The following is a 25274-nucleotide window of genomic DNA, read 5'->3' on the forward strand; positions in this document are numbered from 1 at the left end:
AACATTTTCTTTGTAGAACAAAAAACAAACAAAATTTTAACACCTAAATATGGCACAATTCAATTTCAATAAATGGAATACAATTATTGGTTGGTTTGCATTTGCAATCGCTCTAATTACCTATACACTAACTGTTGAACCTACCATGAGCTTTTGGGATTGCGGCGAATATATCGCAACAGCCGCTAAACTAGAAGTTGGTCACCCTCCGGGAGCGCCTTTATTCCAGATGATGGGCGCCTTTTTTGCAATGTTTGCTATAGATAATCAGCACATCGCATTAATGGTAAATATGATGTCTGTTTTTTCAAGTGCCTTTACTATTCTATTTATGTTTTGGTCATCCTCTATGATTTTGAAAAAAATCGTCGCTCGTTTTGCCGAAATTGATCAAAATAATTCAATTGTTATTTTAGGAAGTTCTTTTGTTGGTGCTTTAGCCTATACTTTCTCAGACAGTTTTTGGTTTAATGCTGTTGAAGCCGAAGTTTACGCAATGGCCTCACTATTAATTGCATTGCTTTTTTGGCTTGGTCTTCGTTGGGAACAGGACATGGATCAACCAAAAGGAAATAAATGGTTATTAATCATTTCGCTTGTTGTCGGACTTTCATTTGGAGTTCACTTCATGGCATTATTGACAATTCCCGCAATTGGTTTCTTATACTATTTTAAACACTATGAGAAAGTTACCATCAAAAATTTCATCATTGCAAATGCAGTAGTAATTGCGATTTTATTATTTATCTTCAAATTGCTTTTACCTTTAACTATGGCATTCTTTGGTAAAACTGAAGTTTTCATGGTGAACAGCATGGGATTGCCTTTTAATTCAGGAACTATTTTTGTTGGTTTAATTTTTATCGCTTTCTTTTATTTTGGATTGAAATACACAAAACAAAAAGGATTGGTTTTCTACAATACTATTATACTTTGTATTTTATTCATTCTAATTGGTTTTTCAACCTGGATAATGCTGCCTGTTCGTGCTAACGCAAACACCGTAATCAACGAAAACAAACCATCTGATGCAACTGAAGTCCTAGCATATTATAATCGTGAACAATATGGTGTAAACCCATTGTTCTACGGTCCTCAGTACACAGAAGTTTTTGCCGGTCTTGATGCAAAAACACCTTATTTGGATAAAAAACCAAACTACGAAAGAGATTATAAAACTGGTAAATATATCATTACCAATAACTACAAAAACGCAGAACAAAACTCTGACGACAATCAAAAAACGATTCTGCCAAGAATGTGGAGTACCGAAACAAACCATATTCAGAATTACATCAATTTTACAAATCCTCCAAAATTCAGAATAAATCCTGAGTATGATTATGAGCAGGAATTAGGAAAATACGGAATCGATCCAGCACAGCTAAGCGAAGAAGAATACAACAAAGCTATTGCTCAGATTCGTAATGAAGTTGAAAAAACAATTTCTGAATTCAGAACAGCTTATGCTCAAAAACAAATTGACAACGAAGGTTACGTTAAGTTTTTAAGAAGCTACAGCGACTATTTAATTATCGAAAAACCTACAACTGTAGATAATTTCAGCTTTATGTTCGAATATCAATTTGGATACATGTACTGGAGATATTTAATGTGGAATTTCGTTGGACGTCAAAGTGACGAACAAGGTAAATACGATAATTTAGATGGAAACTGGATCAGCGGAATCAAAGCTCTTGATTCGTTACACTTGGGATCTCAGGATAATTTACCTAGTGATGTTTTAAACAACAAAGGAAGAAATGTTTACTTTTTCTTGCCGTTTATTCTAGGACTTATTGGCTTAATGTATCATGCAAACAAAGACCTTAAAAGCTTTTATGTGCTTTTAGCGTTATTTTTATTTACTGGAATTGCATTAAAAATCTACCTGAACGAAAGACCTTTTGAGCCTCGTGAAAGAGATTATGCACTTGTGGGTTCATTTTATGTATTTGCCATCTGGATAGGATTTGGAGTTTATTCATTATATGAAAGCATTCAGAAATATATTGCTCCAAAAATTGCAGGACCAGTTATTATTGCGGCAAGTTTTTTAGCTGCCCCAATTTTAATGGCATCTCAAAACTGGGATGATCACGACAGATCCAATAGATATACTGCGGTTTCAATGGCAAAAGCCTATTTGAATTCATGTGATAAAAATGCTATCCTGTTTACCATTGGCGATAATGATACTTTTCCCCTATGGTATGCGCAAGAGATCGAAGGTATCAGGACAGACGTAAAAATTGTAAATACAAGTCTATTTATGACGGATTGGTATATTGATCAGATGAAAGCAAAATCGTACGAATCTGCTCCACTACCAATATCATTCCAACATGATGAATATGTAGGGGACAAATTGGACTACGTTGCTTACATTCAGAAAATAGATACTCGCTGGAACATTAATGACTTTATTAGTTTTATTAAAAACCCGAAATCGACAGTAGGTTTACAAAACGGACAAACGATCCATTTTTATCCAACTAATAAGATTAGAGTCCCAGTTGATAAAAATCTAATCATCAAAAACAAAGTTGTCAACCCTAAATACAACGATTCTATCGTTCCGTACATAGATATTGACATCAAAGGAAGTGCGATCTATAAAAATCGTTTAATGATGCTTGATATTTTAGCCAATAACAACTGGAAAAGACCAATTTATTTTAGTGGTGGTGCTTTTGACGATGAAGATTATTTATGGCTAAAAGATTATTTACAATTAGACGGAATGGTGTATAAATTAGTTCCAATTAAAAACGTTCCATCAAAAGATGGCGGACCAATGGATATGGGACAAATTGACGCCGATAAAATGTATGATATTGTAATGAAATGGGATTGGGGCAATAGTGATAGTAATAAAATATACCACGATCCTGAAACCAGAAGAAACAGCATTACATACCGCACTAATTTATCTCGCTTAACACAGGAATTGATTGCTGAAGGTAAAATAGACAAAGCAAAAAATATTATCAATTTGGCAATGACCAAATTACCTGTGGATAAATTTGGATACTATTCACTAGTTGAACCATTTGCAGATAACTATTACAAAGTCGGAGAAACTGCTAAAGCTCATGATCTGCTTAATAAACTAGTTCAAAAGTATAAAGAGAACCTAAATTATTACGCAACACTGACGCCAGGAGACCAAACCGATTTAGCAATGGATATTATTACTGATATCGAACGCTACAGAAGCCTTTTACAGGTTATGGAACACAATAAAGACAAAGCATTTTATGAAAAGCATAAAGTCACTTTTAATACTTATGTAAATGTTTTCGAACGTTTTGGAAGAGAAAAAGAATAAAATACGAAAAATATACTGATTAAAAAAATGCAACGCCTATAGTTAAATAGCGTTGCATTTTTTATTTTTACATATCTCTAAAATTATCTCATCATGAGCTTTTATTGGGTAAAAACAAATTCATTCATAAAAACGGTGTTTTCTAAATATTGTTGGGACATTCCAAACAATGAAAAGAAAATATACCTCACATTTGATGATGGGCCAACTCCTGAAATTACAGACTGGGTTTTATCAGAATTGAAAAAATTTGACGCAAAAGCTACTTTCTTTTGTATTGGAAAGAATATCAAAACTAACTTTTCATTATTTAAAAAAGTAATTACTGAAGGGCATTGTATTGGCAATCACACCATGAATCACATTAATGGATGGAAAAGTCAAAATGACGAATATATCGAAAATGTAATAAATTGTGCCAGTATTTTAGCCGAAGAAAAAAGCACTGAAACCCTATTATTTCGTCCTCCTTACGGGAAAATTAAAAAACAGCAATCTAAAATATTGCGAAATTTAGGTTACAAAATAGTAATGTGGGATGTTTTGAGTGCCGATTTCGATCAGAGTATAACTCCTGAAAAATGTCTTGAAAATGTAACTAAAAATGTGAAATCAGGAAGTGTGATTGTATTTCATGACAGTATTAAAGCATCGCAAAACTTAAAATTTGCGTTACCTAAAACTTTACATTTTTTAAAAGAAAACGGATATAAGTTTGATATTATTCATTAAAACAATACCAACTAAGAGGAAATTTTTAATTAGATACTGAATTGATCCTGAACAATTCCGATAATCGTATTGGCATCCAGTTCTCCTGATTGCCTCCAGATCATTTGCCCTTCCTTATAAATCATTAAAGTCGGAAGACCTTTTATACGCAAGGCTTCAGCAAGTTCCTGATTTTTATCTACATCAATTTTTATCACTTTAGCTTTATCGCCAAGTGCCGCAGCTACATCCTTGATAACTGGATGCATTGATACGGATGATTCGTTCCAATCTGTGTAAAAGTCTATTAACACTGGAACTTGAGCATTTATAAGTTCTCCAAATTTTGACATAAACCAAAAATTTAATTCTTTTAATCTATTAAAAAGAGATAATTAATACAAATGTAGCATTTTTAACGAATTAAGCCACATTGTTGCCTTTTTTTAGTTCAATGACTGTTATTTCAGGCATAATACCAACTCGTCCCGGATAGGCATGAAAACCAAAACCACGATTAACATAAACGTAACGACCAACATTTTCGTACAATCCAGCCCATTGTTTGTAAATATATTGTGCAAGACTCCACTTAAAATATCCCGGGATTTCGATACCAAACTGCATTCCATGCGTATGGCCTGCCAATGTTAAATGAAAGTTTTTAGGATGGTTTTTAATTTCAGCTTCCCAATGACTTGGGTCGTGGCTCATTAAAACTTTAAAATCATTCTGATGAACATCTTGAGATGCTTTATTTAGATCACCGGCTTTTTTAAAGTTAACGCCCCAATTCTCAACTCCGATCAAAGCAATTTTATCCTCACCTTTCTGAATATAAGTATGTTCGTTTAGCATTAATTTGAATCCAATTTGACCATAAAGTTTCTTGATTGCTTCAAAATTTTCTTCTTTTTTCTGTTCAGATGGCCAGGTAACATATTCTCCATAATCATGATTCCCTAAAACTGAAAATTTCCCGTATTTATAATCTTTTATGCGATTAAAAGTTTCCAGCCACGGATGCATTTCCTTCGCATGTGTATTTACGATATCTCCTGTAAACAAAATCATATCAGCTTCCTGGGCATTAATCAAATCTATTGCGTAATTGATTTTTTCAGGATTATCAAAACTGCCACTGTGAACATCAGAAATCTGAGTAATTCTAAAACCGTCAAAAGCATCTGGCAAGTCAGGAAAAAAGACCGTTTGTTTGATTACTTTAAAATTATATTTTCCTTCAAAAATTCCGTAAATCAGAGACAAAAATGGTACAGCTGCCAAACCTAACGCGATTTGACTAATAAACTTTCGTCTGTCTGGCATCATTTCTTTTCTTGGCGTATTATAAATGAAATAATTCAAAATACTTGCTCCAATTCTGAAAATATCTTCCCCAAACATTACAAGAGTAAGCACAATTTTCGGCACATAAATCATTAACATCAAACCAGTGGTAAACATGAATTGCTTTGTCTGCCCCACAGAACGATCTACTTGCGAAAAAGAATAAATGATAAAAATCAGCAGCAGTAAACTTATAACCTGATAACTGATCAAAACCCATCTTAATTTGATTAAGGTTCGGAAGGCTTGATAAGAATAAAACTCAATAAATAAGAAAAAGGTACAGAGAATTACAAAACGAAGGATCATTAGTTATATGTTTTAAGCAAAGTAACAAAGAATGAAAATTCTATTGCTTTTTATTATAAAAAATTTAACTCAAATAATACCCAATAGTCGCAAGTCAATCCCGATCCTGAAGCTTCGGGACGGGACAAAGCCAAAAGACTTTGTCAATATTGACTTTACACGCTTTTGAGTACACTTTAAGGTGAAAATAAAAATGAGCACAAGTCAGTAAGTATGGGACTTTAAAAAATTTATGACATTTGACTTGTGACTTTATGATAAAGCAAAAAAAGCTGACCGATTTCTCCGCCAGCTTTTCTCCTACCAAATTTTTTAAAACCTTTTAATCCACAACAAAGTCTACGAAGAAACTTATGCTATATTATTTTTGAGCTTTTTCCGCTGCTGGCTTAGCTTCTGCTTTTTTAGCTTTTGTGTCTGCTTTTTTGTCTTTTTTAGGAGCTTTAGCTTCTTTTACCGGAGTTGTTTGAGCTGGAGTTGTTTGAGCGCTTACCATTGCAGTTGTTCCTAAAACAGCTACTGCTAACATTACTAATTTTTTCATGATTCAAGTTTTTATGATTGTTATTATTTCATTTATTATACCTCAAAGATATAATCGTGAAATGAAGACAAGATGAAGATTGAATCTTTCAGGAAAAATTAACTTTTAATTATATTTTGCCGTTTCCGGAAACATCAATGTAAAAGTCGTTCCTTCATTAATTTGAGAATTAACTATAATTTTGATATGATGAAAAACAGCAATACTATCCGCTATCGCAAGCCCTAACCCTTGACCATCCTGATCTGAACTAATTCGTGTAAATCTGTTGAATATGTTTTCGATTTGCGAATCATTCATCCCGATACCCGAATCTTTTATTGAAATAAAATATTGATTGTTGATAAAACCATCTGCACCTATAATACTACCATTTGGTTTATTATATTTTATGGCATTGATTACCAAATTATAAATCAGAATATGAAGCAGCGTCTTATTTCCTTTAAAAATAAAATCATGTTCCATATTATTTAAGAACTGAATTCCCTTATCATCAATTCGGTCCTGCAGATCTTCTTGTAAATCGGTTATAATCTCTTGAAAATTTACATTTTCATTTGCCATATATTGATTGTTTTCGATTCTGGAAATCAACAATAAATTATTGATGATTTTCTTCAGCATATCTAATGTTTTTAGAGAACTTGCAATTTTATCCACAGCATTATCATCTAAAGAATCATTTTGAAGCAAATTCTCGAACTTGTTTTTAAGCAAAGCAATTGGAGTGAGAAGTTCGTGCGAAACATTTGATATAAATTGTTTTTCTTTTTTGAAAAGTTCCGCAATTCGATCCATCATCTGATTTAACACCAAATCAAGCTCACGAAAATCTCGTGATCTTGCATTTATTGGTGTATGATCAAAAGCTTCCGGTTCATTGACACGTCTGATTTTAGTATCAATAATTTTATAAAACGGCTTAAGCAGATATTCGATATAAAATGTATCTGCCAGAAAAGTAAACAAAAGAATGACCACCAGTACAACAATAATAAACAACCTAATAATAAATGTAAGATCATTAACCTCACTTAAACTGCTTCCAATTTCTAATTGATATCCTTGATTTTGATATGTAAATTGATATTGGAGGATTCGGTATTCATTGTCTTCACCTTCAATAGTCCTGAAGTCATTACTGAAAGTTGTTTTTTTCTCATTTGGTTTTCCTGAAATCTTCGAAAGCACTAAAAATTCGCTGTGCAGTGTTGAAAATTGCGAATATGTTTCGGTAGAATCACTGGCATTTTGGATAAAATCATTAATCTCTTCCTGATTGAGATTGTCAATGAATTTTTTCTTTTTCTCCACCAAACCATTATTGATATGCCTGTAAACAACATTTTCGACCAAAATTGGCAGCATCAGCCATAAAATCAAAATCACCAACAATCTTGTCAGTACATTAAAAATGGCCAATTGATGCTTTATCTTCACAATAATTATTTATTCATTAATGCGATATCCTACGTTTCTAACAGTTTCAAACCAATCTATTGCGGTGTGTTTATCTAATTTTTTTCGGAGATTTCGAACATGGACATCTATAAAATTTGAATCTGAATTAACTTCCAGAATATCTCCCCAAATATGCTCCGTAAGCTGTAATCGTGTAATTACCCTGTTTTTATTCAAAACAAGATATTGAAAAATGTCAAATTCCTTTTTGGTTAAATTAATTGGAACTTCATCATAACTCACTTTATAATCCTGAAGCTGTAAAAGGAATCCGTGAACTTCTAAATTGTTCAAGGTAAAACCATGAATTCTTCGAATAACAGCAAATAATCTGGCACTCAATTCTGTCAAAGCAAAAGGTTTTGTCAGATAATCATCAGCACCCAAATGCAATCCATTAATTCTGTCATCAAGTTCACCACGAGCTGTCAAAACAATTACTGCCATTTTTGATTTGGTTTTACGGATGGTTTTCAAAATTTCAAAACCATCTCCGTCAGGCAAACCAAGATCGAGCAGCATCGCATCAAAATCGTTACTGCTAAATTCTTCGAGAGCATCGCTGCAATTGTTGGCTATTTTGCATATGTAACCAACATTACACAAAAAATCATAAACCTCTACAGCAAGTTCCTTATTATCTTCAACAATTAAAACATTCATAAAACAGCGTTTAAGCGCAACTAAATTTAAGCAATTAAAAAAAGTCCTGTTGCGAATTATTAAAAAATTAACTGAATCAAAAAAAGCTGATAAATTACTTCATCAGCTTTCTTCCACCACATTCTTCATAACCATTATTCCTGTTTTGTCTCCTTCATCATAATTCGAAAACAAATCAAAAGCAATCCTTATTTTTTTTCTTTTGCGGTTTCTGTTTTTGGAGCTTCAGCTTTTTCTGATTTTGCTTTTTTGTCAGATTTGTGTTTTGGGTGTTTTGTCGCTTTTACTTCTTTTGCAGGAAGTTCTTTCACTTCTTTTGCAGGTCCAACTTTTACAGCAGGCGGAAATGCATGTACCATTACACTTGTTCCTAAAACTGCTACTAATAACATTAATAAATTTCTCATGATTTCTAAGTTTTAAATTAATACCTTTTATTTTACAGATCAAATGTACTCTCGTAAAATGAAGGTTAAATGAAGAAATCGCTCAGAAAAATACTTTAACTTGACATTAACGTTTTGTGTATTTTCCACCATATAAGTAATATAAGCTCATTTAATTTTATCATCACAAACGAGACGCACTGCTGTGCGCCTCTATAGTATGCCTCTATTGAAATGAGCTTATATTACTTATATGGTTTAAAACAAATTTCAAGAACCGAATCATTTTTAAAACCCAATTGTTTATTTTTACAGACTAATATTTTTTTTATGTCAACTCAAAAACGTCTTTTTCTTCTCGATGCGTACGCGCTAATTTTTCGTGGTTATTATGCTTTTATAAAAAACCCGCGAATTAATTCAAAAGGAATGGATACATCAGCGATCATGGGATTCATGAACTCGCTTTTGGATGTTATAAAACGTGAAAAACCAGATCATTTGGCTGTAGCTTTTGATAAAGGCGGAAGTCATGTGAGAACAGAAATGTTTGTCGAATACAAAGCCAATCGTGACGCTACTCCAGAGGCGATTAAAATTGCTGTTCCTTATATTCAGGAATTATTAAGAGCAATGCACATTCCGATTATTGAAATAGAAGGTTGTGAAGCCGATGATTTGATTGGGACAATTGCCAAACAAGCCGAAAAAGAGAACTATAAAGTTTATATGGTAACTCCTGATAAGGATTTTGCTCAATTAGTTTCTGAAAACATCTTCATGTACAAACCAGCCCGTATGGGTAACGGAATTGAAATTTGGGGCGTTCCTGAAGTTTTGGCAAAATTTGAAATCGAAAGACCAGATCAGGTTATCGATTTTCTTGGAATGATGGGAGATGCTGTCGATAATATTCCAGGATTGCCAGGTGTTGGAGAAGTTACAGCCAAAAAGTTTTTGAAAGAATTTGGTACAATGGAAAACCTTTTGGACAACACGCATTTACTGAAAGGTAAAATGAAAGAAAACATAGAAGCCAATAAAGAAAAAGGAATTTTATCTAAAAAACTGGCGACGATTATTTGTGATTGCGATGTTACTTTTAATGAAGATGATTACGAACTTTCTCGTCCTGATATCGAAAAAACGGATGCTATTTTTCAGGAATTAGAATTCAGAAGAATGGCGGAACAATTTGATAATTTATTTAAAATTGGTGGCGGAAATGAATTAGCAGCTTCTGCGCCAACAGCACCTTCGGATGCCAAATTATACAAAAAACCACAACCTAAAAATGACGATCAGTTTGATCTTTTTGGCGGAGGAAGTTCAGATGAAGGAACAGAAACCGAAAGAACTTCTTTTTACAATACTTTAGAAAACACACCTCACTCCTACCAGCTTATTCAGGGTGATTTAGGAATAAAATTGCTTTTGCAAAATTTACAAAACCAAACTGAAGTTTGTTTTGATACCGAAACTACTGGTTTAGATGCCTTACATGCTGAGTTAGTAGGAATTGCTTTCTCTTACGAAAAAGGAAAAGGATTTTACGTACCGTTTCCGGAAAGTCAGGAAGAAGCTCAGGTTTTAATTGAAAAATTCAGACCGTTTTTTGAGAATGAAAATATCGAAAAAATAGGTCAGAATTTAAAATACGATTTAAAAATCCTTTCTAATTATGGTATTAATGTAAAAGGAAAACTTTTTGACACGATGATTGCACATTATCTGATCAATCCGGATATGCGTCATAATATGGATATTTTATCTGAAACCTATTTGAAATATTCTCCAAAATCAATTGAAACTTTAATTGGTAAAAAAGGCAAAAATCAAATTACGATGCGCGATGTTGCCCTTGAAGATATTAAAGAATATGCCGCCGAAGATGCCGATGTTACTTTTCAATTAAAAGAAATCTTCACAACCGAATTAGATAAAACCGAAACTAAAAAATTATTTGACGAAATTGAGATTCCGTTAGTAAGCGTTTTGGCTGCTATGGAAACTGAAGGAATTCGCTTGGATGTTGATTTTTTAAAACAGATGTCAACTGATATGGAGGTTGAGATTAAATCATTGGAACAAAAAATCTACGAAACTGCCGGCGAGAAATTCAATTTGGCTTCTCCAAAACAATTAGGAGATATTTTATTTGATAAAATGAAAATTGGCGGTGCGAAACAAAAGAAAACCAAAACCGGACAATACGCGACTGGTGAAGATGTTTTGACGTATTTGGCCAATGACAATCCGATTATTAAAGAAATTCTGGATTGGCGCCAAATGGTGAAATTACAAAGCACTTATATTTTGGCTTTGCCGGAACAAGTAGATAAGAAAACGTTACGCGTTCATACGGACTATATGCAAACCGTTGCCGCAACAGGCCGTTTGAGTTCTAACAATCCGAACTTACAAAACATTCCGATTCGTACAGAAAGAGGTCGTCAGATTCGTAAAGCATTCGTTGCACGCGATGAAAACCACACTTTAATCTCTGCCGATTATTCTCAGATAGAATTAAGAATTATTGCTGCTTTAAGTGGTGAAGAAAATATGATTAAGGCTTTTCAGGATGGAGAAGATATTCATAAAGCAACGGCTGCCAAAGTTTTTAATGTCGCTTTAGAAGAAGTAACGCGTGAACAAAGAAGCAATGCCAAAACAGTAAACTTCGGAATTATTTACGGTGTTTCTGCTTTCGGATTGAGTAACCAGACTTCATTATCACGAAGCGAAAGTGCTGCTTTGATTGAAGCTTATTACAAAACTTACCCAAGATTGAAATCTTATATCAGTGAACAAATTGAATATGCACGCGAAAAAGGTTACGTACAAACGATTTTAGGCCGTCGTCGTTATTTAAAAGATATTAACTCGGCAAATGCTGTAGTGAGAAGTGCCGCTGAACGAAATGCCGTGAACGCACCAATTCAGGGAAGTGCTGCCGATGTTATTAAAATTGCGATGATCAACATTCACAAAAAGCTAACAGAAGAAAACTGGAAATCTAAAATGTTGCTTCAGGTTCATGATGAGCTTGTGTTTGATGTGCACAACGACGAACTAGAAAAAATCCAGCCCATGATTAAACACGAAATGGAAAACGCTTTTATGATGAGCGTTCCTTTGGATGTGGAATTAGGCATGGGTGCAGATTGGCTGGCGGCACATTAAATTTATTTTAGATTTTTGACTGTAGATTTTAGATTTTAAAAAAATAAGCTCTTAATGATAGATAATTTTAAACCTCCTATAAAAACCCGAACAACGCAGGAACTATTAAACATTGTTAGTTCTCCAAAAAAATGGAACAGGGATGCAATTTATCTTGCCAAATACGAATTAACTAACAGAAATGTTGACACATCTGAAATCGAAAATGCTATTCGAATAGCGAATGAAAAAGAAGAACAAGAAAAATTAGAAAAGGCAAACAAAAGCTATCACATTTTAGATTTTATACTAAAACCAAGACACACTTTGTTTGAATTGCTATTTACATGGGAATTGAAAAAAGATGGTTACCTATTAAAAGCTCAGCAACAAAAGTCTTTTAGAATTGCCCTTATTCTTGTGATACTTTTTGTATACTTAATAAAATTCATTCAGGAGAATTAAAATAAAAAACCATCAGTTTTAGCTGATGGTTTTTTAAATCTTATTTTTTTCTAGTAGACTCTCGTTCTTTCAACTTCGTCTTAATAACGATGGTTTCGTAATCAGAAGTTTCATCTTCAGATTCTTCGAGTCTTTCGATTAGTTTTTTTGCAGCTACTTCTCCAATTTCAATTCCGTGTTGACTTACGGTTGTTAAACTTGGCGATAAACGTCTTGATGCTAAAATTCCATCGGCAAAACCAATTATCGAAATATCTTCAGGAACCTTGTATCCTTTTTTCAAACTTACGCGTAAAGCGGCAACTGAATCATTTTCATCCAAAGCAAAAATTCCGTCAATTTTATTGTCAAAAAGAGCATCGATTTTACTTTTCATATCATCTTCAGAATCGGTACGAAGAATAATCTTTTCGTTAACCGGAATATTATTGTCTTTTAAAGCCTGCAAATATCCATCAGCTCTCAATTTACCAACGCTTAAATTATCTACTGAAGAAATCAAAGCGATATTTTTACATCCCAAATTAATCAAATGCTGCGTAGAATTTAAAGCCGAATCAAAATCATCAACTACAACTTTGTCACATTCTACTTCATCTGCGATTCTGTCAAACATTACAATTGGAGTTCCATCACTAATGATAGCTGAAAAATGGCTGTAATCTTGTAGTTTTTGTGCTTCCTCAGAAACTGAAAGAATAAATCCGTCAATAGTTCCGTTGCTCAGCATTTCAAGCGTATGAATTTCTTTCTCTAAAGATTCATTGGAGATACACGTAATTACATTATATCCTTTTTTATCGGCTACTTTTTCGATACCGCTAAAAACCTTTGCAAAAAAGGAGTTTAATATATTAGGTATAATAACACCGATTGTTTTGGTTTTACGATTTTTCAAATTCAAACCAATAACATTAGGCTTATAATTTTTGAGTTTGGCATACTCCTTAATCTTGACCTTCGTTTGCTCACTGATTTCCGGGCTATCATTCAATGCCTTAGACACTGTAGACACAGAAACACCAAGTTCTTTCGCAATTTGTTTTAGAGTTGCTTTAGCTTTCATTTAATAAAATTTTATCTAATTAATACAAATATAGTAGAATTACCTAAAATAAAACAAAAAACAGCTACCAGTATTTAAAATTATACTGCTTTTTAGAATAAATTTAAAAATACATTGGTTTTTCAAAACCGCACCTCTTTAAATCTCGTTAATACCTTAATATATGTTATTAACCTTTTAAAAGACCTTGATTATGAAAAACGAAGTTAAAATTCAGGAGGTTGACCCTTCCTTGAATAACAGAAGGAGCTTTCTAAAGCTCAGCGGCTTAACATTAGTTAGCGCAGGTTTGGTTTTAGCTGGCTGCAGCAATAATGATAATGAAGATGACATGCAGGACAATACCCTGCCCGGAATAAAAAATGGTGTATTTGATTTAGGCTCCGGAGATTTTGGAGTTTTGACTTATGCCTATGCTTTAGAACAATTAGAAGCTGATTTTTATACTAAAGTTGTAAATGCCTCCACTTTCAATACTACTTTTAATGATATCGAACGTCAGGTTTTGACTGACTTATATCATCACGAAGTTATTCACAGAGATTTTTTCAAAGCCGCTTTGACCGGAGCGCTTCCTGATCCAGGTTCACAATTGCTTCCTTCATTAGCTTTCAATTATGGATCAATGAATTTTAACAGCCGTACCGAAGTTCTTGCTACTGCAAAAGCTTTGGAAGATACTGGAGTTGCCGCTTACAACGGAGCCGGAAAACTAATTAAAAGTGCCGACTATTTATTATTGGCCGGAAAAATCGTTTCGGTTGAAGCCAGACACGCATCTGCGATAAGAAGTTTGATAAACCCGAATTCTAGCGATTTTGCGGGTGATGACATTGTCAACTCTACTACAGGTTTAGATGTTGCCAAAGATCCTTCAAAAATTCTTCCTATTGCAGGCGGTTTCATTACAACAAAATTCACTGCCAAATATTTACCTTAATCCTAACCAGTTAAAACTTAGAAATTATGAATATTTTAAAATTTATAGAAACCTTCACTGATGATAGTTTAATGAGAAGTACTGGTTCACGAAGAGACAGTTTTAATCAGTTTGGAAATATCGGTAAAAATCTGGCAATGGCCTCCATCCCATTCGGATTATCGGCTTTCGCCAATAAAGCACTGGCAAAAGACATCACTGCGACACCGGCAACTCCCATTGGAGCATTGCAATTTGCATTGACCTTAGAATATCTTGAAAATGAATTTTATGCTATGGCGCTAGATTCAGGAGTAATTCCGGCATCAGAAAACGGTGGGCGTGACAGAAAAGTATTTCAGCAAATCGCAGCACACGAATCAGATCACGTGAAATTTTTAATTGCAGGCTTGGGCGGAACGATGAGCGCGAATTTTGTTCCGAAACCAACTTTTGACTTTACCGTTGGCGGTGCATTTAACCCTTTTGGAGATTATCCAACCTTTTTAGCTTTGGCGCAAGCTTTTGAAGATACAGGCGTAAGAGCTTACAAAGGACAGGCCGCTAACTTAATTACAACTCCCGATTTATTAACAGCTGCTTTGCAGATACATTCTGTAGAAGCACGACATGCGTCAGAAGTTCGCAGATTGCGTGGATTAAAAGGATGGATCTCAAATGCCGAAAGAGGAACGGGAATGCCGCCAGCAACACAAGGTGTTTATGATGGTGAAGGCGTTACCGTGCAGGCAGGTTACAATACCGCGAGTTTATTTGGAGCTGCCGCAGGATCAGAAGCTTATGATGAGCCACTTACAACACAACAAGTTGTAGATATCGCAAATTTATTTATTGTTTAATAAAACAATTCTAAATATTGAACCACCTTCGCGTTATTGTGAAGGTGGTTTTTTTTTATTCATTTAAATAAAAAACTGAAGGCCTGATTTTCAACAGATAAAATATTCTTTTCAGGTATTTGGTTTTAAAATAATTAATTGTACTTTTGCATCCCCTTTATTGGGGATGGAATGTTTAATTAAAATAATATTATGGACGCATTAAGCTACAAGACAATTTCAGCTAGCAAAGCCACTGTAACTAAAGAGTGGATTGTTGTTGATGCTGAAGGGCATAACTTAGGACGTCTTGCTTCAAAGGTTGCGATGATCTTAAGAGGTAAGTACAAACCAAGTTACACACCGCACGTTGACTGTGGAGATAACGTAATTGTTATCAACTCAGAAAAAATTAACCTTACAGGTACAAAAATGAATGACAAAATTTACATGCGTCATACAGGTTACCCAGGAGGACAAAGAACTTTAACTGCTAAAGTATTGCAATCTAAAAATCCTGCATTATTAGTAGAAAAAGCTGTAAAAGGAATGTTACCTAAAAACAAATTAGGAGCTGAACTTTTTAGAAATCTAAATGTTGTTGTAGGTGCTGAGCATACTCACGGAGCTCAAAAACCTAGAACTGTTAACCTAAACGATCTTAAGTAATGGGAGTTATTCACAAAATCGGTAGAAGAAAAACCGCTGTTGCACGTGTATATGTTTCTGAAGGAACAGGAAAAATCACTGTAAACAAAAAAGAATTCGCAACTTACTTTCCAACTGCAACTTTACAATACAAAGTTTTACAACCAATGTCTATGACAGAAAATGTAAACAACTTTGACGTAAAAGTAAACGTTTACGGAGGTGGTTCAACTGGTCAGGCAGAAGCTGTAAGAATGGCATTAGCACGCGTTATGTGTGAAGTAAATGCTGAAAACAGAGCTATCTTAAAACCAGAAGGTTTATTAACAAGAGATCCAAGAATGGTTGAACGTAAGAAATTCGGTCAGAAGAAAGCTCGTAAGAGATTCCAATTCTCTAAACGTTAATATTACCTGTCTTGTACATTTGGTACAAGACACGATCAATTATTTATTGAAATTAAAAAACACAGTTGTTGTTGCTCTCCTATCGAGGTAGGAAATAGTTTAGCATCTAAATGAAACTGGGATTGAAATATTAAAAGATTGAATAATTTAAAAATTACATACTGAAATTTTTAAATCTTTGAATTTTTAAATCATTGAATCCAAAACGGGACATTGCTAATCAACAGAACGTAAACTAGTACAAAAATGGCAAACAAAATAGAAGTAAAAGACTTACTAGAAGCAGGTGTTCACTTTGGACACATGACTAGAAAATGGGATCCAAACATGGCTCCTTACATTTATATGGAGCGTAATGGTATTCACATTATCAATCTATATAAAACTGCAGCAAAAATTGAAGAGGCTAATGAAGCTTTGAAAAAAATCGCTGCATCAGGTAGAAAAATCTTATTCGTAGCTACCAAAAAACAAGCTAAAGACATCGTTGCTGAAAAAGCAAAGGCTGCAAACATGCCTTACATCACTGAAAGATGGCCTGGTGGAATGCTAACTAACTTCGTAACTATCAGAAAGGCAGTGAAAAAAATGTCTTCTATTGATAAAATGAAGAAAGATGGTACTTTCATGACTCTTTCTAAAAAAGAGCGTTTGCAAGTTGATCGTCTACGTGCTAAATTAGAGAAAAACTTAGGTTCAATTGCTGATATGTCTAGACTACCAGCTGCATTGTTCGTAGTAGATATCAAAGCTGAACACATCGCAATAAAAGAAGCTCAAAAATTAAACATTCCAGTTTTCGCAATGGTTGATACGAATTCTGACCCAAGAGAGGTTGATTACGTTATTCCTGCAAATGATGATGCTTCTAAATCAATTGACAAAATTTTATCTTTAGTTACTGCTGCTGTAATCGACGGTCTTTCTGACAGAGGTTCTGATAAAGAAGCTGAAGTTTTCACAGAAGAAGCTCCAGCTACTGAAGCTGCTGCTCCAGCTGTTGAAGCTGCACCGGCTGTTGAAGCTGCTGCTCCTGCAACTGAAGAATAAATCAAATTTAAATTCCAAATTTTAAATTCTAAAATCCAACCACAAATTAAAAACGTTATGTTGATAATTTAATAAAATTGGAGTTTAGAATTTAAAAGATGGAATTTTTACTTTTAACATTAAAATTCAAAATATTATGGCAACAATTACTGCTGCAGACGTAAATAAATTAAGACAAACTACAGGTGCCGGAATGATGGACTGTAAAAAAGCTTTAGTTGAAGCTGATGGAGATTTCGATAAAGCTATACAAAACCTTAGAGAAAAAGGACAAAAAGTTGCTGCTAACCGTTCTGACCGTGAGTCTTCTGAAGGAGCTGCTGTTTCTTTTGTTAATGCTGAAAAAACTAAAGGAGCTATCATCACTTTAAACTGCGAAACAGATTTCGTAGGTAAAAATGAGGCTTTCGTAACTTTGGCTAAAGAATTAGTAGAAAGAGCTATCAACTTCTCTTCTAAAGAAGAATTTTTAGCTTCAGATTTCAACGGAATTACTGTTGCTGAAAAATTAATCGAGCAAACTGGTGTTATCGGTGAAAAAATCGAAATCGGTGGTTTTGAAATTTTAGAAGGCGCTTTCGTTGGATCTTATGTTCACGTTAACAAAATTGCTGCATTAACTGCAATTTCTGCACCAATTGCTAACGCTGACGTTTTAACTAAAGACGTTTCTATGCAAGTTGCTTCTATGGGAGCTGATACATTATCTTACAAAGATTTTGATCCTGCTTTTGTTGAATCTGAACTTGCTGCTCGTATTGCTGTAATCGAAAAAGATAATGAAGAAGCAAAACGTTTAGGAAAAACTTTAAAAAATGTTCCTAAATATATTTCTTACTCTCAATTGACTGAAGAAGTTTTAAAACAAGCTGAAGAAGATGCTAAAGCTGAATTAAAAGCTGAAGGCAAACCAGAGCAAATTTGGGATAAAATTATTCCAGGAAAAGTTCAGCGTTTCATCTCTGACAACACTACTTTAGATCAGGAAAAAGCTTTGTTAGATCAAAACTTTATCAAAGATGATAGTAAAAAAGTTGGTGATTATGTTAAAGGATTCAACGTTGAAATCACAGGTTTCAAAAGAGTTACTCTAGGTTAATATATTATTTCAATATAAAAAGCCCGAATATTAATTTATTCGGGCTTTTTTTATGCAATCAATTATTGAGAGTGAGACGCACCGCAGTGTGTCTCAACTTATTATTTTTTCTTCGCTACAATTGGAAAATTTCTCGCACGCATTAAGGCATCAGATTTAGGAGCTCTTCCTCTAAAGTTCTCATAAGCTTTCTCCTGATCAATTGTATTTCCTACGCTAAAAACTGTTTCATAAAGTTTTTTGGCGACGGCTTTATCATAAGGTCCTTTTCCTTCCGCAAAAGCTTCATAAGCATCTGCATTGATAACATCAGCCCATAAATAACTGTAATATCCTGCTGCGTATCCATCACTTGAGAAAATATGCCCAAATTGAGGAATACGGTGACGCATTACAATTTCTGAAGGCATATGAAGCGCATCTAAAGTTTCTTTTTCAAATTTATGAGGATCAATAGGTGTTGTTGTCAAATGCAGCTTCATATCAATTAAAGAACTTGAAATGGTTTCTACAGTAGAAAATCCTTCATTAAAATTAGCCGCTTTTTCAATTCTATCAACCAAAGACTGCGGTAAAGGCTCACCTGTTTTATAATGCAAGGCAAACTTATTTAAAACCTCCGGAGTTGAAAGCCAATGCTCTAATAATTGAGAAGGGAATTCAACATAATCTCTGGCAACAGAAGTTCCTGCTAAACTTGGGTATGTAACATTTGAACATAAGCCGTGAAGTGCGTGTCCAAATTCATGAAACAAAGTTGATGCATCCTCCCAAGAAATTAAAATTGGCTCATTTTCCGCTCCTTTGATAAAGTTACAGTTATTAGATACAATAGTTAAAACATCTCCACCTAATTTCTGCTGGTCTCGATACGAGTTCATCCATGCACCTGAGCGCTTTCCTGCACGCGCATAAGGGTCAAAATACCATAATCCTACAACTTTACCAGTTACCTTATTGCTTACTTCCCAAACACGAACATCTGGATGGTAAACAGGTACATTTGTAATTTGTTTAAAGCTCAAATTAAACAATTCACCCGCAACCCAAAACATTCCTTCACGCAATTTTTCTAATTGCAAATAAGGCTTCACCTCATTTTGATCTAAATCATATTTTGCTTTTCGAACTTTTTCTGCATAATAACGATAATCCCAAGGTTGGATTTTGAAGTTCCCTCCTTCAGCATCCACGATTTTTTGCATTTCTGCCACATCCTGATGTACTTTTTCTACTGCCGGTTCCCAAACTGACATCATTAAATCTAATGTCTTTTGAGGATCTTTTGCCATTTTATTCGACAAACTCCAATGAGCAAAGGTTGGATACCCAAGTAATTTTGCCTTCTTAGTTCGCAATTCTAAAATAGAAACAAGCGTCGAGTTATTGTCATTTGCATTACCGTTATCACCTCGTTTTACGAAAATTTCAAATGCTTTTTCTCTTAAATCCCTACGGGTAGAAAAAGTTAAAAACGGCTCGATCGATGATCGTGTATTTGCGATACATCCTAAAACATCCAATTTTCTTTCTTTTGCTTCAGCAATTGCAGCATTTTTAACTTCTGCAGGTAATCCGTCAAAATCACTTTCTGTTTTTAAAGGCAGGTATTGATTGTGTTCTTCTGCCAATAAATTTTGACTAAAACGAGTAAATAAAGTTGCTAATTCCTGATTAATTTTGGCTACTTCTGCTTTATCTTTCTCATTTAATTTAGCGCCTTCACGCACTAGATCAGTGTAATATAACCAGATTAAACGTTGTTGTTCGCCAGTCAGTTTTTTACTTTCTTTTGAATTATAAAGCGTTTCTATTCTTGTGAATAATTTCTTGTTTTGATTAACCTTATCGCTGAATTCAGAAAACTTTGGTGACATTTCGCGATCAATCACATTAAATTCAGGACTACTCAAATTAGACCTGTAAATCCCATAAACCGTGGCAATTCTGTTAATTGTTTTCCCCGAAAGTTCCATCGCAGCAATTGTATTATCAAAAGTTGGTGCTTTCGGATTATTTGCAATCGCATCGACTTCATTTAATTTTTCCTGAATAGCAAATTCAATTGCCGGTTTAAAATCCGATACCTTGTATTCATTAAAAGCCGGAACTCCTCCGTAAGGCCCGACCCATGGTTTTAACAACGGATTATCAGAATTGTTTTGTGCGTTTGCCGCAAAAAAAGTTGTCCCCATGATAAAAATTGACATTAATTTTTTCATTCTTATTAATTTTAAATAACAGAATATGTTCTTATTCCAAATGTACCGAAAAATTGTCATTCAAATGTAAATCTGCTATCTATAAAAGAATTTCGCTTAATTCCAAAATAACATACACAATAACTATTTTTTTAAGAAATTTATCTCACAAACACATGGAAAAAACTTAATCACACAAACGATTTGATGTTTTTCTACTCTATATTTGTTAAAACAACCCTCTAAATCAATTACATTGAAAAACCTATTTTACATTTCATTGTTCTTAACTTCAATTATTCACGCACAAAACAAGAGTTTATTTTGGGAAATATCCGGAAACGGTTTAACCAAAAATTCCTATTTGTACGGGACGATGCATGTTAATGATAAGATTTCTTTTCATTTATCGGATTCGTTTTTTAAAAATCTTTTGGGTTCAGATATTGTTGCCAATGAAAGCAATCCGGAAACTTGGGGTGATTTGAACGATCTTATGAAAAAGAGCGATTACAATTCTAATAGAAAATTTTATACTGAATTCTACCTGTTTCCTACAACCAAAGAAAATATTCAGAGCCTTTTTATTAATGACAATGCCAAATATTTCAGAAACATGCTTTCCGGAGCCGAAGGAGAACAAGCAGATTATCAAGAAGATACTGTTTTAGATATGTTTATTTTTCAAACCGGAAAAAAATATAAGAAAAGAATTGTCGGACTTGAAGATGCAAAAGAATCGATGTTGTCAATATTACAAGTTGTTGATGAAGAAGCAAAACCAAAAGAAGAAAACAAAATTGCTTTAATAAAAATCTTAAAAAACAGAAACCCACAAGAAGTTTTAAAGGAATATTACAGAGAGAAAGACATTATCATGCTTGACTCGATCTATAAATTAATCTTCTCAAAAAAAGCGCATGATGCCCTGATCGTCAACCGAAATAAAATAATGACCAAAAGCATTGACTCCATTGCTAAAACAGGTAGTTTATTTTCCGCAGTAGGCGCGGCACATCTTGCGGGAAATGATGGCATTATAGAACTTTTAAGACAAAAAGGTTATACGGTAAAACCCATAATTGATACTTTCACTGAAAACGGAAAAAATCAAAAGAAAACTATTGAGGCTTACTTTCCTAACCCTAATTTTACAACATCGAGCACGAAGGATAAAATGGTGCAATTGCCATTGTACAAAAATACAATCGAAGAAAACGAAAGCATGGGATCGCCTGATTTTACAAACGGGGGCGCGATTACCATTAAAAGAATTCCATTAAATTATTATCTAAAAAGAAGCAATACTACTTATAATCCAAAATCATTGGATAGTTTGTTTTTTGAAAAAATTCCCGGGGATATTATTGAAAAAAAATATGCTGAACAAACTAATTATTCAAGTTACGATATCAAAAATGTCACAAAAACTGGAAACAGTCAACATTCGAAATTTTACATAACACCGTTAGAAATCATTTCTATTACCATGACCGGACCAGCAAATTATGTTCGCCAATATGAAAATGAAGTCTTTGAAAACATCAAAATAAAACCCTTTAAAAATGAATGGGAAAAGATCAAACCTGTAAAAGGCGGTTTTGAAGCAGAAATTCCTTCCTTTAATTTTGTGTTTGGAAATAGTGTGGAAAAAGGAACCGATATCGATATTCAAGCATACGATAATCAGGAAAAAGGATATTACTTTTTAAGAGAAAAAACATTGAATGACACCAATTTGCTTGAAAATTCTGAATATGAGCAAAAACAAATTCACTATCAATTTTATTTACAGCAAAATCAGGATTCAACTGCTACAAAATACAATAAAACCGAAAACTCTTTTGTTTCTTCCACAAAAATTGGCGATCGAAATATCAGATTAAAGACCATGGTTGCAGGTAACAAATATTATTTATTAGGTGCGGTAAATGCCTCTGAAGCAAATACAAATCGATTTTTCAATTCGTTTGTTGTTACTCCTTTTGATTATAAATCGAAATCTAAAACTTTAACAGATTCAACGGCAAATTACAAAATAGAGATTCCGGAAAAGGAAAATGAAAATCTATTTTTAAAATTAAACAAGAATAAACGGGAAGCAAAAAATGCTTTTCGAGCAGTAAATCAATTTCAGACTTTTAACTCAGAAACGGGTAAAAAAATTAAATTAGAATATTATAAATTCCCGAAATACGAACGAAAATTATCTATTGACTCTATTCAAAATTTACTTAAAAAAGAATTCTTAAAGCAATACGAAGTAGATTTTGGAGATGATTATTTTGAACCCGAAGAAGATGAGGATTACGAAACTGTAACTTCATTATTGAGCCCGGAATTAAATACTAAAAAAGGTTTTTCAAGATCACTTTGGGATGAAATTCTTTCGGATAAAAAAGACAATTATGAGTTTTTATCTGAAAGCACCACATTCAATAAAGAGCAAAACAGCTATACTATTAACGCACTTGTTTCTAAGCCAAACGCTACGCAGGCCATAAAATATAAGGCACTTTACAAAAACAACACCTATTATTTACTAAAAACTTTGGTAGAGAAAAACTATAAAAATGATGATCCATTTATCGAAAAAACTTTTAACTCATTGGATTTAGTAGACAATAGTAAAACTGACACTTCAGAAGATAAGGTCAAACTTTTTATTGAAGACGCCAAAAGCGAAAAGGACACGATACGTTACTCGGCTTTAAACTCGGTAAATACACTGGATATTACTAAAAATGATTTTGATTCTGTCACAAATTTCATCAACACTTTTAATTTTAAAGAAAGTGAAACTGATGCCATAACTTCATTGTTTGAAAAAATTGGCGAAATAGAGGACGAAAGAGTAATTCCGTTTCTGGAAAGCTGCTACAAAAAAGAATCCACTAAAACAGATGTACAAATCAGCATCTTAAAAAGTATTTCGTACCAAAAATCAAAAGCAGCCTACAAAAAAATCAACGAATTACTAGAATATGATTTGCCGGTTTCTGATGCGACTTATGAAATTGGAAGCCTTTTTTATGCATTTGAAAAAGACCCGGAAAACAGCAAAGAATTGTTTCCTGAGATTTTTCAGTATTACAGCATCAAAGAATATAACAAGCCTATTATTAGTTTCTGCAATTCGTTATTAGAACAGAAATTAATTTCGGTGAAAAAACTAAAAGCATTCAAAAAAATAATCCTTACCAACACAAAACTTGAATACAAAAGAGTAGCAAGTTGGAATGAAAAAAACAAAGTAGCAGACGATGCAACAGCACAGGAAGATGAAGTGGCTTTGTATGCTGAAACATCAAAATCACTTACAGATTTGCTAAACTATACCACTTTGATTTACAATTATGCCGATGATAGTGCCGTACAGGAAATTTTGAAGAAAATAAAAAACCTTGAAATTCCAGAACTAAATATAGAATTAGCCCGACTAGGAATTATACACAATAGATTGACTTCAAATGAAATCGAAGAATTCTTAAATGATCCTAAAACTCAATTTGTTACCGTAAATTTATTATTAAATCAAAACAAGAAAAATTTTATACATCTTACAGATGATGAAATTGCAAAATCTGCAGTTATGAATTTTCAAAATCTTTCTAAGAATGACTCTATATCCTTGTTAAAAAAGAAAATCATTGAATATAGCAACAAAGAAATTTCATTTTATTTTTATGAAATTCAAAGAAAAAAGCAAGAAACCAACAGGTTAAAAAAACAATTATTTACCGTTGCGTTTATTAATGAGAACAAAAAAATAAATCCGTTGGCCTACACGATTTTTCCTTTAAAAACGATTAATGCAGAGGAAGATTTAGAGAAAAATTATGATCTAATTATCAATGAGACTTTAAATGGGGAGCATATCAGAGCGAGTTTTGAGAAAGAAAAAGAGGAAGAAGAACTATCGCTTGAAGAAGAATATTAAACCTAATTACAGGTAAAATAGTTAACTTTGATGTATCAGAAATTATAGTCGTATTTATGTTCAAAACCAAAAAAGAAGTTGTTTTTGTAATTCTAGCAGGTATTTTTATAACAAATGCAGTTGTTGCGGAGCTTATTGGAGGAAAATTAATTCAGATTGGACCATTCGTCATGAGTATTGGAATTTTGCCTTGGCCGGTGGTTTTCCTGACAACCGATCTTATAAATGAATATTTTGGCGAAAAAGGAGTGAAAAAACTCTCCTTTATAACTGCCTGTTTAATCGCTTATGCTTTTATATTACTATTTATGGCAATTGCAATTCCTGCAGCTAAGGGAATAAGCCCTGTAAATGACGATCAATTTCAAGCGGTTTTTGGACAAAGTATGTGGATTATTGTGGGAAGCATTATCGCATTCATGGTATCGCAACTTATTGATGTAAGCATTTTTTGGTTTTTTAAAAACAGGACCGGCGATAAAAAAATATGGCTTAGAACAACAGGTTCAACAGTAATTTCACAATTATTTGATTCGTTTATTGTACTTGGAATAGCTTTTTGGCTGCCTGGAAAAATCAACTTTGATACGTTCCTTTCGTCAGCATTGATTGGATATACGTTTAAATTATCAATAGCCGTTTTATTGACACCATTGATATATGCCGGACATCATTTAATTAAAAAATATTTAGAAGAAGACATTACTCATAAGGATTAAA

Annotated in this window: 20 protein-coding genes; 12 read left to right on the plus strand and 8 right to left on the minus strand. The window is 33.4% G+C overall.

Annotated elements, in window-relative coordinates; translation table 11 throughout:
• The first annotated feature begins 49 nt into the window (after positions 1-49).
• The gene (locus J2X17_RS00105; protein ID WP_310293535.1) at positions 50-3331 is read left to right on the plus strand and encodes a glycosyltransferase family 117 protein; all 3282 of its coding nucleotides are present in this window, start codon (positions 50-52) and stop codon (positions 3329-3331) included.
• Positions 3332-3424: 93 nt separating this feature from the next.
• On the plus strand, positions 3425-4063 hold the full coding sequence (locus J2X17_RS00110) for a polysaccharide deacetylase family protein (protein ID WP_310293537.1): 639 nt from the start codon (positions 3425-3427) through the stop codon (positions 4061-4063).
• A 29-nt stretch (positions 4064-4092) separates the two neighbouring features.
• Here J2X17_RS00110 and J2X17_RS00115 read toward each other — a convergent pair whose 3' ends face one another.
• From J2X17_RS00115 to J2X17_RS00140, 6 genes are all read right to left on the minus strand, one after another.
• A complete protein-coding gene (locus tag J2X17_RS00115) occupies positions 4093-4395 on the minus strand; it encodes a thioredoxin family protein (protein ID WP_056190453.1) in 303 nt (100 codons plus the stop codon).
• A gap of 70 nt (positions 4396-4465) precedes the next feature.
• Entirely contained in the window at positions 4466-5701 is a 1236-nt protein-coding gene (locus J2X17_RS00120) for a metallophosphoesterase (RefSeq protein WP_310293541.1), read from the minus strand.
• Between the two features lie 361 nt (positions 5702-6062).
• Positions 6063-6245, minus strand: a complete 183-nt coding sequence (locus tag J2X17_RS00125) for a hypothetical protein (RefSeq protein ID WP_310293544.1) — start codon at positions 6243-6245, stop codon at positions 6063-6065.
• 105 nt (positions 6246-6350) lie between these two features.
• Complete coding sequence (locus tag J2X17_RS00130; protein ID WP_310293546.1) at positions 6351-7688, minus strand: sensor histidine kinase; 1338 nt, start codon at positions 7686-7688, stop codon at positions 6351-6353.
• A 9-nt stretch (positions 7689-7697) separates the two neighbouring features.
• Positions 7698-8372: a response regulator transcription factor gene (locus J2X17_RS00135; protein WP_310293549.1), complete on the minus strand. Its 675-nt coding sequence runs from the start codon at positions 8370-8372 to the stop codon at positions 7698-7700.
• Positions 8373-8560: 188 nt separating this feature from the next.
• Positions 8561-8779 carry a hypothetical protein gene (locus tag J2X17_RS00140; RefSeq protein ID WP_310293552.1) on the minus strand — a complete coding sequence of 73 codons (219 nt, stop codon included), beginning with the start codon at positions 8777-8779 and terminating at the stop codon, positions 8561-8563.
• A 309-nt stretch (positions 8780-9088) separates the two neighbouring features.
• Here J2X17_RS00140 and polA point away from each other — a divergent pair, with 309 nt between their 5' ends.
• Both polA and J2X17_RS00150 read left to right on the plus strand, forming a co-directional pair.
• Entirely contained in the window at positions 9089-11941 is a 2853-nt protein-coding gene (polA, locus tag J2X17_RS00145; RefSeq protein ID WP_310293554.1) for a DNA polymerase I, read from the plus strand.
• A 54-nt stretch (positions 11942-11995) separates the two neighbouring features.
• Entirely contained in the window at positions 11996-12385 is a 390-nt protein-coding gene (locus J2X17_RS00150; protein ID WP_310293557.1) for a hypothetical protein, read from the plus strand.
• Between the two features lie 40 nt (positions 12386-12425).
• Here J2X17_RS00150 and J2X17_RS00155 read toward each other — a convergent pair whose 3' ends face one another.
• The gene (locus J2X17_RS00155; RefSeq protein ID WP_310293560.1) at positions 12426-13451 is read right to left on the minus strand and encodes a LacI family DNA-binding transcriptional regulator; all 1026 of its coding nucleotides are present in this window, start codon (positions 13449-13451) and stop codon (positions 12426-12428) included.
• Between the two features lie 193 nt (positions 13452-13644).
• Between J2X17_RS00155 and J2X17_RS00160 the strand changes: the two genes are divergently transcribed.
• The 6 genes from J2X17_RS00160 to tsf all read left to right on the plus strand — a co-directional run bounded on the left by J2X17_RS00160 (position 13645) and on the right by tsf (position 18413).
• Positions 13645-14391, plus strand: a complete 747-nt coding sequence (locus J2X17_RS00160; RefSeq protein ID WP_310293562.1) for a ferritin-like domain-containing protein — start codon at positions 13645-13647, stop codon at positions 14389-14391.
• Between the two features lie 26 nt (positions 14392-14417).
• On the plus strand, positions 14418-15230 hold the full coding sequence (locus J2X17_RS00165; RefSeq protein WP_310293563.1) for a ferritin-like domain-containing protein: 813 nt from the start codon (positions 14418-14420) through the stop codon (positions 15228-15230).
• 192 nt (positions 15231-15422) lie between these two features.
• Complete coding sequence (gene rplM / locus J2X17_RS00170) at positions 15423-15878, plus strand: 50S ribosomal protein L13 (protein WP_026983738.1); 456 nt, start codon at positions 15423-15425, stop codon at positions 15876-15878.
• Positions 15878-16264: a 30S ribosomal protein S9 gene (gene rpsI, locus J2X17_RS00175; RefSeq protein WP_007808909.1), complete on the plus strand. Its 387-nt coding sequence runs from the start codon at positions 15878-15880 to the stop codon at positions 16262-16264. Before rplM ends, rpsI begins: the two co-directional genes overlap by 1 nt.
• A gap of 246 nt (positions 16265-16510) precedes the next feature.
• Positions 16511-17314, plus strand: a complete 804-nt coding sequence (rpsB, locus tag J2X17_RS00180) for a 30S ribosomal protein S2 (RefSeq protein ID WP_026983739.1) — start codon at positions 16511-16513, stop codon at positions 17312-17314.
• A gap of 136 nt (positions 17315-17450) precedes the next feature.
• Positions 17451-18413 carry a translation elongation factor Ts gene (tsf, locus tag J2X17_RS00185; RefSeq protein ID WP_310293568.1) on the plus strand — a complete coding sequence of 321 codons (963 nt, stop codon included), beginning with the start codon at positions 17451-17453 and terminating at the stop codon, positions 18411-18413.
• A 101-nt stretch (positions 18414-18514) separates the two neighbouring features.
• Here the strand turns inward: tsf and J2X17_RS00190 are convergent, their stop codons facing one another.
• Positions 18515-20635 (minus strand): M3 family metallopeptidase, encoded by a 2121-nt coding sequence (locus J2X17_RS00190; protein ID WP_310293570.1) that lies wholly within the window; start codon positions 20633-20635, stop codon positions 18515-18517.
• Between the two features lie 235 nt (positions 20636-20870).
• Here J2X17_RS00190 and J2X17_RS00195 point away from each other — a divergent pair, with 235 nt between their 5' ends.
• Together J2X17_RS00195 and J2X17_RS00200 are read left to right on the plus strand one after the other, a co-directional pair.
• Entirely contained in the window at positions 20871-24554 is a 3684-nt protein-coding gene (locus J2X17_RS00195; RefSeq protein ID WP_310293571.1) for a TraB/GumN family protein, read from the plus strand.
• 56 nt (positions 24555-24610) lie between these two features.
• On the plus strand, positions 24611-25273 hold the full coding sequence (locus J2X17_RS00200; protein ID WP_310293573.1) for a queuosine precursor transporter: 663 nt from the start codon (positions 24611-24613) through the stop codon (positions 25271-25273).
• Position 25274: the final 1 nt, after the last annotated feature.

Origin of the sequence: Flavobacterium aquidurense, from assembly GCF_031458035.1 — a bacterium.
In the GTDB taxonomy this organism is placed as follows: Bacteria; Bacteroidota; Bacteroidia; order Flavobacteriales; family Flavobacteriaceae; genus Flavobacterium; species Flavobacterium aquidurense_C.